Consider the following 11,346-nt stretch of genomic DNA (forward strand, 5'->3'; position numbering starts at 1 on the left):
TAGTAAGCACTTCAGTGCTTAGAAAATATGATGTATGAATATCGCAAACTCACACCAGAACAAAAAGCTGAATTAGTTGAATACCGATTGAGTCGTGGTTATCCGCCCCACGCACCGCCACACCCTGTACAAGATAAACAATTTTACTTATTAACAGCAGCTTGCTACGAACATCAATGTTATATGTACTCTGAATCTCGTCGTCAGCAACTGTTAAATATGATATTTGATTACTTTGGTAATCTTGGAAATGAAGAAATGAGTACGGAAGCACTGACTACGAACTTAACAATTTGTGCTTGGATTATTCTGCCTAATCATTATCATTTGCTGGTTCGTGTTGTGAACTTTGAGATTTTGAGTGAATTGTTTCGTAGAATACATGGTAAGCTTTCTCGTCAGTGGAATCTTGAGGACAATATAACTAAGCGAAAAGTTTGGTATAGATGGAGCGATCGCGCTATTCGCTCTGAACAACATTACTATACAACTCTTAACTATATTCATTACAATCCAGTCAAACATGGTTTAGTAAAATCCCCTTACGACTGGATTGAAAGTAGTGTTCATTGGTATTTACAAGCTAATGGGCGACAATGGTTACGTGATTTGTGGGTTCAATATCCGGTACTAGGTTATGGTAAAGATTGGGATAATCTTTAATGTTTGTAGTAAGGGCTTTAGCCCTCTGGGAAGTTATTTTGAGGACTGAAGCCCTCACTACGAACTAATATATATTTGCCACATTTGTTCGTAAGCCTTTTCCATTTCACGGGTAAACTGCTTACCATTCCACAGAGGTGCTGTTTTCCTCGACTGTTTCAACTTCCAACCAATTTGTTGTCTTAAACCCTCATCTTTCCCCAATTGAATACCCCACTCTACATACTCTTCATCAGTCCAAGCAATACCTTCTGTAATACCCGCATTGATCATCATGGTGTAGCTATTACGGGCTGCAAATTGCTCTCCAACTCTTGTAACTAAAGGAATACCCATCCAGAGTGTTTCTAAAGTTGTTGTCGCTCCATTGTATGGGTAAGTGTCTAATACTACATCTGCAATAGCTAAATTTGCTCTGTGGATAGACTCAGAAGGATCTAAGGGTAAAAATCGCAAGCGATCGCATTCTACACCCTCTTCTTCTGCTAAATCCATAAAAAATCTTTGAACACCTTCTGCATTTGCTAGCCCTTTAATTAAGAAATAGCTATTGCGAACTTCTTTAATAATTTTCATTTGCAATCGCGCTGTCTCAGGGTGACGTTTAAATCCTCGTTGAGCGCTAAGATAAACTACTGCATCACCAGGAATATTAAGATGATCACGACGTAAAGTCGGTACAGCCACCTCAAAACCATCTACTGCTATATAAGTTTGGGGCAATCTCCAAATTTTTTCTGTATAGTATTCTTGAGCAGATTCTGGCAAAACATAGGGATCAGCAATAAAGTAATCAATTGCTGGTATTCCCGAAGCATCCCAACCCAACCAAGTAACCTGAATTGGTGCGGGTTTGAGTGCCATAATTTCACAAGTAATATCTAGAGTGATGCTATCTAAATCAATTAAAATATCGATTTCATCTTGATAAATTTGTTCAGCTATATCTTCACTATAAATTCCGCCTTTATAGATTTGAGCAAATTGTTGAATATACCATTCTTGTAGTGGATCGTTTACCTGTTTATAATTGATGAAATATCCATTAATATCAAACTTTTCCTGGTTATGATGCTTAATTAACCATCGAGCCAGCAAACCCACAGAATGCCTAGATAAACAATGTGATAAATATCCAATCTTAATTGACTCACTTTTTTGCTTTAATCTCCATTTTTTATAGTGCTTAATTTTTTCTCTAGCATACTCTTGGACATTCATCTGACAAAGTTGTGCCACTTGATTTTGAATTTGTCTATTGTGCTTGGGTTGGTCTCGCAAATAAGGTGCAAAATAGTTGGCATTAAAAAGACGCAATACCCAACCTGATTCAAGATTTTTAGGTTGTATTTCTATCAAAGATGATAGTAGAGATTCTTGCTGATCTAACACTTCATACACTTTCTGCCAATTTCCAGGAGTATCCATTAATCCTCGTTGCAGTAAGTGGGTTGCAGCTACTTTATCTAACAGCGTATCTGATAGAGAATAGCATAACTGTGCTGTCTCGATTCCCTGAGAATAATTAGTTGCTCTCAGATAACAAGCTGATAAATGGCGTAAAGCTTCTAAATTTTGAGAATCTAGACGTAATCCCAATTCAACTAAACTAGCTGCAAATTTTGGTGCTTGCAAAGAATGGGCTATTTTTACTGCTGCTGGGAGCAAAATATTGATTAAAGATTGAGGTTCTTCACAATATGATAGGCAAGCTTCTGTAAATTGTAAAACGGAGGGATGTAAAGGAGAATAATTGAGAATAATCTCTAAAATTTGTAATAATAATTGAATATCTACAATTTGCTTTGACTGAAGTAACTCAATCACCCCAAAAGAAGTTAATTCATCACCAGAAAACTTTTCCTGTTTGATAGTTAGCCCTATCAAATGTAATAGATTATTAATATCTGTGGGATTAATTTCCCGCATATGCTGACGAATTGCCCAAGCAACTGAATAATCTCCCAGTCTCTCCCTGCGTTCAGCTTCAGTTTTTAATACCTCCATTAATTCATGTGTCCACTGCTCAACCTCCTTGACTTCTCCTTCACCCATACCTAGAAGCCAAATCATCTGTGCTTCTACTTCTTGTTCTTGCAACAGCATTATCAAGCCTAAATTCCAATAGTGAGACTTAACTTCTGGTTCGGCTTTAATAGCTTTTTCATAGAAGTTAATCGCTGGACTATAATTGCCTTTGATGAAAGATTGTTGCGCTTGTTGTTGCCAATGCTTTAGTTCAGTATTAGATTGCACAGAAGTCATAGCTAAGAATTTTCAGGGTAGTAGCATTGCTGTAATTGATAAAAAATGAAAGTGGGTAATTAAAACTACCCACTTCCATTGAGTATTTAAGTAGCTCTGAAGCTAATAGTTTTACTTGGATTTGAGTACAGAGTAGCCACTAGGACAAGAGGGTTGCAACTGGGGTGCAGTACCACTAACTGCCGCAGTTAGAGTATTACTTACTATACCTACTACGTTAGATTCACATAGAACAGCCAAAGTAGTTGCTTCACTTGTTTCTGCTTGCTGGGATAGAATTGCCACGCCGACGTAGGATTTCAGGGGTGCTTTTAGAGATAAACCATTATTAGTAACCGCAGAAGTCGTTCCACTCACTTCATACTTGTAGTTTTCTGTCTGAGTATTAATACCTAAGCCTAACTGATTTATCCCAGTTGAAAACTCACCATTTTCCAAAAAGTATGCTTGTTGAGCGCGGTTCATGGAACCACTGTACTGTTTAGCTTCTGATTGTTTACCTTTATTCGCTTGGTTGAGGAAAGAGGGTAGAGCGATCGCAGACAAAATACCAATAATAATAATTACTACCAGTAGTTCAATCAGTGTAAAACCTTCGTCTTCTGATCTTTTCTTAAGAATGTGCTGCAAAAACTTGGCTTTTAGTTCAGTTTTCATATATTGTGCCTTTCTGCAAGGAATTATTTATTGAGTCGTAAAAGTAACTTACCCACTTAAAATTGCTTTCATATCAATCTAGTAAAAAATGTTTCTCGCTAGTGCGTAAAAGGATTGAAGAAAGGGGAGTGTGGGAAGTGTGGGGAGTAATGTAGAGACGCGATTCATCGCGTCTGGAAGTGGGGGGAGTGGGGGAGGAATTATTTAACAAGTCTGTTCCCAATGCCCAATGACCAATGACAAATTACCAATGACAAATGACTAACAATCAATAAATTTATTTGTTATACTAAATTAAACGTAGTCGTTATGAGTTCGTATACTTAGCCATCATGACTAACCCAAATGTAGAAAACGTGGTAATTATCGGTTCTGGCCCAGCCGGCTACACAGCTGCTATTTATGCAGGACGCGCCAACCTGAAACCAGTTGTATTTGAGGGCTTCCAAGCAGGGGGTTTACCTGGTGGACAGTTGATGACAACAACGGAAGTAGAAAACTTTCCTGGCTTCCCCAAAGGGATTACTGGGCCAGAACTGATGGATTTGATGAAGGCTCAAGCGGAACGTTGGGGGGCTGAACTGTACACAGAAGACGTGATTGAAGTAGATTTGAGTCAGCGTCCGTTTATAGTCCGCTCACAGGAACGGGAATTTAAAACCCATAGTTTAATTATTGCCACAGGTGCAACGGCAAAGCGTTTAGGTTTAGACAACGAGCATGAATTTTGGAGTCGTGGTATTTCTGCTTGTGCAATCTGTGATGGTGCTACACCAATTTTCCACGGTGCTGAATTGGCTGTGGTGGGTGGTGGCGACTCAGCAGCAGAAGAAGCTATTTATTTAACTAAATATGGTTCTAAGGTAAATTTGCTGGTACGCTCTGAAAAGATGCGGGCTTCTAAAGCTATGCAAGACCGAGTTTTGAGTAACCCCAAAATCCATGTTCACTGGAATACTGAACCTGTGGATGTGTTTGGGAACGGCCACATGGAAGGGGTGAAAATCCGCAATACCAAAACCAACGAAGAAAGCGAACTACACGTCAAGGGTTTATTCTACGCGATCGGTCACACTCCGAATACTTCTTTGTTTAAAGGACAAATAGAACTCGATGAGGTGGGTTACATTGTTACCAAGCCTGGTTCACCAGAAACAAGTTTAGAAGGGGTTTTTGCTGCTGGTGACGTGCAGGATCATGAATATCGTCAAGCAATTACCGCAGCAGGTAGTGGTTGTATGGCGGCGATGTTAGCAGAACGGTGGTTGTCTAGCAATGCTCTAATTCAAGAGTTTCATCAAGTGTCACATACTCCCGATAATGAATTAGAGCCTCAGCCTACCTCTAAGAAAACTCCCACTGATGACGAATTTGATTTAACTGCAACACGTCATCGGGGAAGTTATTCTCTGCGGAAACTTTTCCATGAAAGCGATCGCCTGCTCATTGTAAAATACGTTTCTCCCGGTTGTGGCCCTTGTCATACCCTCAAACCTATACTTAATAAAGTCGTCGATGACTTTGACGGCAAAATCCATTTTGTGGAAATTGATATCGACAAAGACCGGGAAATTGCGGAAAACGCAGGTATTAGCGGAACTCCCACAATTCAGTTCTTTAAGAACAAGGAATTATTAAAAGAACTTAAAGGCGTGAAGCAAAAGAGCGAGTATCGACAGTTAATCGAAAATAATTTGTAGTTATTACGCTACGGGATCTAATACCAAAATTTTAATGTTGACAAGGCTAAATCTCTCGTAAATTAACCAACAGGTGAAATCACAAAGTCCAGATCCCCGATTTCTTTAAAGAAGTCGGGGATCTTGTCTGGAGCGAATTATTTAGGAATGCTATATGACCAAAATTGCACCCGTTATTATTGTGCTGGGTAACAACAGTATCCCCGTTGCCCGTAAGATTATTAGTGTTTTGCCAGAAGCGCAGTTATACGGACTAGCAGGCCGGACTTCTGATGTGGATGTGAGTTTTACAGAGTTTGGAGTTACACTGCGGGAGTTATTCACAAATGGCACACCGATTATTGGCTTTTGTGCTACAGGTATTTTGATCAGAACCTTAGCACCACTGCTTGCCAACAAGCGACAGGAACCCCCAGTTTTAGCTGTTGCAGAGGATGGTAGTGCAGTTGTACCTCTGTTGGGAGGACTCAATGGTGTTAATAGTTTGGCACGCAAGATTGCCAGTGTATTAAGTATCAAACCTGCAATCACAACTACGGGTGATATCCGCTTTGGTATTGCGTTAGAAGATCCACCAGCAGGCTATCACTTATCTAACCCGGAATATGCCAAAACCTTTATGTCTGACCTTTTAGCTGGGGAATCGATCCAATTAAAAGGTAATGCGGCTTGGCTGAGAAATTGTTCGTTACCTATTGCTGAAGATGCAGAAAAGGTCATAGAAGTTACAGAAAAAGCAGTAGATTCCACATCAAATTACTTAATTTATCATCCTACAACGATCGCCATCGGAATAACCCCCCTTAATCCCCGCTTTCAAAGTAGAGAATATTCCGAGTTAGTCGCCTTAGTACAACAAATGCTAGCAGATGCACAGTTAGCTCCGGCGTCAGTGGCTGGGGTTTTTGCTAGTATCTCAGACGCTGCTGAACCTGGTTTACAAGCGATCGCCAATTCTCTCAATGTACCAATTCGTTTCTTTACTCCCGATGCGATCGCTCAGGTTATGTCTCAAAACAATACTACAGATGTAGCAACCGGAGCGGCTTTATTAGCTGCGGCGGCTGGGAAATTGATAATACAACGGCAAACAGCGAATTTTTCCTGTACGATTGCGATCGCACCTTTACCCATTGACATTAACACCACAGGTACACCACGGGGACGCTTGGCAATTATTGGCACAGGACCAGGTAGAAGTGATTGGATGTCGCCGGAAGTCAAAGAAATCTTACGTAATGCCACTGATTTTGTTGGTTATTCTACTTACTTGAATTTAGTTAAAGCTTTCACCAAGGATAAACGCCTGCATGAGTCTGACAATCGTGAAGAAATTGCACGAGCAAAAGTAGCCCTGGATTTAGCAGCAGAGGGACGGTTTGTGGTGGTGGTATCCTCTGGTGATCCTGGAATCTATGCAATGGCAGCCGCAGTCTTTGAAGTGCTGGATCAACAAGCCAAGCCAGAGTGGCAAAGTATCGAAATTCAAGTAGCGCCGGGTATTTCCGCAATGCAAGCAGCCGCAGCCAAAATAGGCGCACCCCTTGGCCATGATTTCTGTACAATTTCTCTCTCAGATATCTTAAAACCCTGGTCAATTATCGAACAACGGATTACTGCTGCTGCTCAAGCAGATTTTGTGATTGCTTTTTACAACCCAGTTTCCAAGCAACGCACCTGGCAATTAACAGAGACACAAAAAATACTTCTGCGTCATCGTTCTGCCGATACTCCGGTAGTACTTGCGCGTAACATCGGTAGAGATGGAGAATCAACTGTAGTGTGTACTCTGGGAAATTTAGTACCAGAACATGCTGATATGCGGACAGTGATTATTATAGGTTCCAGCAAAACTCGCATGATCCCAAAACGAGATGGTGGTAACTGGGTTTATACCCCCCGTCGCTATGATAATTATCAAGCGCTCTGGTAACACCTATACCGTCTTGACTGCTTATCATGTGGTGCAATCTGGGAAAAAATACGAAATCATTACCCCTGATCAACAAAGTTATACAACCAATACTGTGAAACAATTGCAAGGATTAGACTTAGCCATTGTTGAGTTTAGCAGTAGTAAAACTTATAACGTTGCGAAAATTGGTAACTCTGATCAAGCCACAGCTAGTACAACTGTGTATGTCGCTGGGTTTCCTGGAAGGACAATCAAGGAGCAATTGCTGCTTACACCGAAGCAATTCGCCTTAATTCTAAATACGCTGCTGCTTACAACAACCGAGCTGTAGCCCGCTCAGGTTTGGGAGACAAGCAAGGGGCGATCAATGATTACAACCAAGCCCTCAAATTTAATCCCAACATTTTGGAAGCTTACATTGGTCGATGTAATGTCCGTTCAGATTTAGGAGACAATCAAGGAGCGATCATTGATTGCAACCAAGCACTAAAAATTAACCCCAAATCTGCTTATGCCTATAACAACCGAGGCAAAGCTCGTTATGGATTAAAAGATTATCAAGGGGCGATCGCTGATTACAGCCAAGCCATCAAAATTAATCCTAACTACGACAAACCATACAACAACTGGGGTTTAGCTCTTTACAAATTGGGAGATAAGCAAGGAGCAATCACTAATTTCAACCAATCCATCAAAATTAATCCTAACTATGCCGATGCCTATAACAACAGAGGTACTGTCCGCGATGATTTGGGAAACTACCAAGAGGCGATCGCTGATTACAACCAAGCCCTCAAAATTAATCCCGACTATGCCGAAGCATACTACAACAGAGGTATAGCTCGCTCCGAATTGGGAGATTACCAAGGGGCTATAGCTGATTACACCCAAGCCATCAAAATTAAGCCTAACTACGGCAAAGCCTACAATAACTTGGGTAAAGCTCGTTATGAATTAGGAGATTACCAAGGGGCGATCGCTGATTACAACCAAGCCCTCAAAATTAATCCCAACTTTGCCTATGCTTATTATGGTCGAGGTTCATCCCGTGCCAACTTGGGTGATAAGCAAGGTGGGATTGCGGATTTACACAAAGCTGCTGAAATCTTGCGAAAAGATGGAGATACACAGTGGTATCAAAAAGCATTGGAGTTAATTAGAAAGCTTCAGCAGTAGGTAGAGTAAGAAATAGAAAATTAAAATTATCTGATGATAATTGCTGCGATCGCACCAGCAGTAATTTTCAAGTTTCAAGTTCCAATCTGAAGCGCTATAGATCCCCGACTTTTTGAAAAAGTCGGGGATCTGAACATCGGCGACTCATCAAAATCAATGTAATCGAGTCCTGACAAATACGGTTCGGTTAAGGGCTTGCTAATATTGCTTAGAATGTTGCAACAGAAAAGCTTCCACCTCATCTGTGGTTGGTTGAGATGCCATAGCTCCTGGTTTCATTGTTGTCAATGCTCCAACAGCACTAGCATAGGTGACAATTTGTTTGGCTTTTTCTGGATCACTCAAGCTTTTGATCCCATAAGTTAGTAATTGGTGGATGAATCCAGCCACAAAACTATCTCCGGCGCCAGTCGTATCAGCCACATTCACAGCAAAAGCGGGTAACTGACCATCGTGTTCTTCAAAGGAGTAAGCACAACCGTGTTCGCCATCCGTCACCACCACACCTTCAATAGAGTCGAGATGGTTGAGAATTTCCCTTGGTCTTCTGGTATTAAATAGCCATTCGGCTTCTTCTAGGGAGAGTTTGAGAAAATCGACTTTTTTGAATAAACCACGAATCGTTTGTGGTGCTATGTCAGGGTTCGGCCAAAATACCGGACGCCAATTCACATCCAGCAAAACCTTGAGGTTATATTCTTCCGCTAGTTCCAAAGTGCGGTAAACTGCTTTGGCGCTTTCTGGATAAGCTAATTCCAAAGTACCCAAAACCAGAAAATCTGCGGCTTCAAAGAGCTTGATGGGTAATTGCTGGGCTTGCAAGCGGGTATCACCAAATTCTGTGGTATTGTGCTGTCCAAATCCGGCAAAGTGGCGATCGCCTTCAACAGAGCGAACCACATAAACTTGTCGCGTTGGTGCTGTCGGATGGCGCTGCACACCAGTTGTATCCACACCGATATTCTGCAATAAATCTACCAGTTCATTACCTGGTTGATCTTCACCCACACAACCAATAAATCCCGTGGGGATACCCAGCTTGACTAAAGCACAGGCGACATTGGCTGGCGCACCTCCAGGATAAGGAGTCCAAGACTCCACCTCAGCGAGCGGGCGCCCCAACTGATCAGCTAAACAATCAAATAAAATCTCACCCAGGCACAGAACACGGGGATTACTCATTTGGTTTTAAATTTCGGAAGACGATTTTCCAGTAAAAAATCTACAATAATTTCTACTATTTTGGGGGCGATGTGTAACACAATTAAACAGCTTTGTGAAAAGAGTATTAATACTAACTGTTGAAATGCCCACCAGCAAAAGAATCTTCTAGAATGAGAGAGTAATTGAGTACATATACCAAAGAGGATGAAATAAAGCATGGCTGGTGGCGAGTCTCAGGCCCCTGTAAGTCTGTCAGACAGAGAACTGCAAATTATCGACTTAGTAGCCGCTGGCTTAACTAATCAAGAAATTGCAGCAAAGCTTGAAATTAGCAAGCGTACAGTTGATAACCATATCAGCAACATTCTCACCAAAACTGGTACAGACAATCGAGTAGCTCTTGTTCGGTGGGCTTTGCACTGGGGCAAAGTCTGTTTGAATGATGTCAATTGCTGTCCTTTGCCAAATCCAAATATGACCGAACAAAATTACTAGTATGCTGACAAGCCCGTTTTGATTGGTTTTTGTTCATTTTTCTCCTCACGCCTGATGTTAAAGTGGGAACCTTTCAAAATTCAGCGCTACAGAGTACTGGAACATGGGTGAGGGGTAGGGACAGTTTTCCCCAATCATGAGAAAAATGTTTGCCAGGTTAAGCATCCCAACTTGTAAGAGCGAGGGTATTGGATATTGAGCATGGGGTATGGGGCATTGGGCATGGGGCATTGGGGAACCAGTGCGCCCTTGGAGGTTCCACACCACGTGCTTTATGCCGGGAAACCCGTCCACCGCAGTGGCTCCTCCGTTGTAGCACCTGGCGTTATTGGGCATGAGAAATTACTATTACCTCTAGCACCTACCTAGCCTCTTACCCTAACCCTTAGCTCCTAGTTAATTAATTTTGGATTTTAGATTTGCAATTAGAGATTAACTGTAATCTCAATTCAAAATCCAAAATCCAAAATATCGAATTGCTACAGTCAACAAAAATTAGCAACAGTCCATAGGTTCAAAGGTTAAATTTGAAGGAAATACATATTGCTCCCTAAGCTGATGGAGCAGCGCTCTTATGAATAATTTTGCTGATACCAAAATAGATGGGTTTCATTTTGACTTATTTAATTTTGATTTAACAGCACCTCAACCCACGTTAGATGCTGACTTACTCAAACAGTTATCTTTTATTCCTGGGTTGAAAGAAATTCTCATGTTGCGACAAGTTCATGCTTTAGAACATGCTACAGTCTGGCTTCTGAGCGAATCAAAAGTTACCCATCCTTCACCCTTGATCTCCAACAATATTCAGGTAGACAACAATTTATTTGGCGGTTTGTCTACAGAAGAAGGATTCTACCTTTACGGAGAGGTAAATATTAGCGACTTGCGACGTGCAGTTACACTTGCTTTACATCGACTGATCAATGGAGAATGGCATCTAGCCGTACACCCCCGTTGTGGTACAAATACATCTGTTGCAATGCTGTTGACAGCCGGGTTTGCCGTGAGTATGCATATATTGCTACCACTAGGGATAATAGAACAACTTGTAGGTCTAGGTGTGGCAGCAACAACAGCCGCAGAATTAGCCCCTGATGTAGGTGCCTTAGCACAAAAATACCTCACAACTGCAATTCCCTTCAATTTAAAAATTGAAAACATCACACATACACGGGATTTGTCCGGACGGGAGGCATATTTTGTCAAAGTATGCTGGCGAGAGTGAGGGAAACAAGTGTGGGGAGTGTGGGGAGAATTATTTAACAAGTCTGTTCCCAATGCCCAATGCCCAATGACCAATGACCAATG

At 41.4% G+C, this 11,346-nt stretch carries 10 protein-coding genes; 7 read left to right on the forward strand and 3 right to left on the reverse strand.

Translation table 11 applies throughout. The features are described from left to right. Positions 1 to 27: 27 nt before the first annotated feature. Positions 28 to 663: a transposase gene (locus tag B4U84_RS04970; RefSeq protein ID WP_242677536.1), complete on the forward strand. Its 636-nt coding sequence runs from the start codon at positions 28 to 30 to the stop codon at positions 661 to 663. 57 nt (positions 664 to 720) lie between these two features. Here the strand turns inward: B4U84_RS04970 and B4U84_RS04975 are convergent, their stop codons facing one another. Both B4U84_RS04975 and B4U84_RS04980 read right to left on the reverse strand, forming a co-directional pair. Continuing rightward, on the reverse strand, positions 721 to 2,928 hold the full coding sequence (locus B4U84_RS04975; RefSeq protein WP_131115873.1) for an O-linked N-acetylglucosamine transferase, SPINDLY family protein: 2,208 nt from the start codon (positions 2,926 to 2,928) through the stop codon (positions 721 to 723). Positions 2,929 to 3,039: 111 nt separating this feature from the next. After that, entirely contained in the window at positions 3,040 to 3,585 is a 546-nt protein-coding gene (locus B4U84_RS04980; protein WP_131115875.1) for a type IV pilin-like G/H family protein, read from the reverse strand. 332 nt (positions 3,586 to 3,917) lie between these two features. Between B4U84_RS04980 and trxB the strand changes: the two genes are divergently transcribed. The 4 genes from trxB (at position 3,918) to B4U84_RS04995 (ending at position 8,376) form a co-directional block, all read left to right on the forward strand. Next, positions 3,918 to 5,285, forward strand: coding sequence for a thioredoxin-disulfide reductase (trxB, locus tag B4U84_RS04985; protein ID WP_131115877.1), 1,368 nt, complete (start codon positions 3,918 to 3,920; stop codon positions 5,283 to 5,285). A gap of 154 nt (positions 5,286 to 5,439) precedes the next feature. Beyond that, positions 5,440 to 7,218 carry a precorrin-3B C(17)-methyltransferase gene (gene cobJ, locus B4U84_RS04990; protein WP_131115879.1) on the forward strand — a complete coding sequence of 593 codons (1,779 nt, stop codon included), beginning with the start codon at positions 5,440 to 5,442 and terminating at the stop codon, positions 7,216 to 7,218. Further along, positions 7,193 to 7,531, forward strand: coding sequence for a S1 family peptidase (locus tag B4U84_RS32080; RefSeq protein WP_510650797.1), 339 nt, complete (start codon positions 7,193 to 7,195; stop codon positions 7,529 to 7,531). The genes cobJ and B4U84_RS32080 overlap by 26 nt, the downstream gene beginning before the upstream one ends. After that, positions 7,483 to 8,376, forward strand: a complete 894-nt coding sequence (locus B4U84_RS04995; protein ID WP_510650803.1) for a tetratricopeptide repeat protein — start codon at positions 7,483 to 7,485, stop codon at positions 8,374 to 8,376. Before B4U84_RS32080 ends, B4U84_RS04995 begins: the two co-directional genes overlap by 49 nt. A 198-nt stretch (positions 8,377 to 8,574) precedes the next feature. Here the strand turns inward: B4U84_RS04995 and B4U84_RS05000 are convergent, their stop codons facing one another. Then, on the reverse strand, positions 8,575 to 9,558 hold the full coding sequence (locus B4U84_RS05000) for a carbohydrate kinase family protein (protein ID WP_131115882.1): 984 nt from the start codon (positions 9,556 to 9,558) through the stop codon (positions 8,575 to 8,577). A 198-nt stretch (positions 9,559 to 9,756) separates the two neighbouring features. On the opposite strand from B4U84_RS05000, the gene pedR reads away from it, so the two are divergent. Continuing rightward, the gene (gene pedR, locus B4U84_RS05005; RefSeq protein ID WP_017309464.1) at positions 9,757 to 10,035 is read left to right on the forward strand and encodes a photosynthetic electron transport-dependent transcriptional regulator PedR; all 279 of its coding nucleotides are present in this window, start codon (positions 9,757 to 9,759) and stop codon (positions 10,033 to 10,035) included. Between the two features lie 574 nt (positions 10,036 to 10,609). Beyond that, positions 10,610 to 11,263 carry a DUF6391 domain-containing protein gene (locus B4U84_RS05015; RefSeq protein WP_131115886.1) on the forward strand — a complete coding sequence of 218 codons (654 nt, stop codon included), beginning with the start codon at positions 10,610 to 10,612 and terminating at the stop codon, positions 11,261 to 11,263. The last annotated feature ends 83 nt before the right edge of the window (positions 11,264 to 11,346 follow it).

Source organism: Westiellopsis prolifica IICB1 (assembly GCF_004323185.1).
GTDB lineage: Bacteria > Cyanobacteriota > Cyanobacteriia > Cyanobacteriales > Nostocaceae > Pelatocladus > Pelatocladus prolificus_A.

Coding starts and splice junctions, on each gene's coding strand:
- pedR (WP_017309464.1), top strand. CDS start 9,757: ATGGCTGGTGGCGAGTCTCAGGCCCCTGTAAGTCTGTCAGACAGAGAA.
- B4U84_RS05000 (WP_131115882.1), bottom strand. CDS start 9,558: ATGAGTAATCCCCGTGTTCTGTGCCTGGGTGAGATTTTATTTGATTGT.
- trxB (WP_131115877.1), top strand. CDS start 3,918: ATGACTAACCCAAATGTAGAAAACGTGGTAATTATCGGTTCTGGCCCA.
- cobJ (WP_131115879.1), top strand. CDS start 5,440: ATGACCAAAATTGCACCCGTTATTATTGTGCTGGGTAACAACAGTATC.
- B4U84_RS04980 (WP_131115875.1), bottom strand. CDS start 3,585: ATGAAAACTGAACTAAAAGCCAAGTTTTTGCAGCACATTCTTAAGAAA.
- B4U84_RS05015 (WP_131115886.1), top strand. CDS start 10,610: ATGAATAATTTTGCTGATACCAAAATAGATGGGTTTCATTTTGACTTA.
- B4U84_RS04975 (WP_131115873.1), bottom strand. CDS start 2,928: ATGACTTCTGTGCAATCTAATACTGAACTAAAGCATTGGCAACAACAA.
- B4U84_RS32080 (WP_510650797.1), top strand. CDS start 7,193: ATGATAATTATCAAGCGCTCTGGTAACACCTATACCGTCTTGACTGCT.
- B4U84_RS04970 (WP_242677536.1), top strand. CDS start 28: ATGATGTATGAATATCGCAAACTCACACCAGAACAAAAAGCTGAATTA.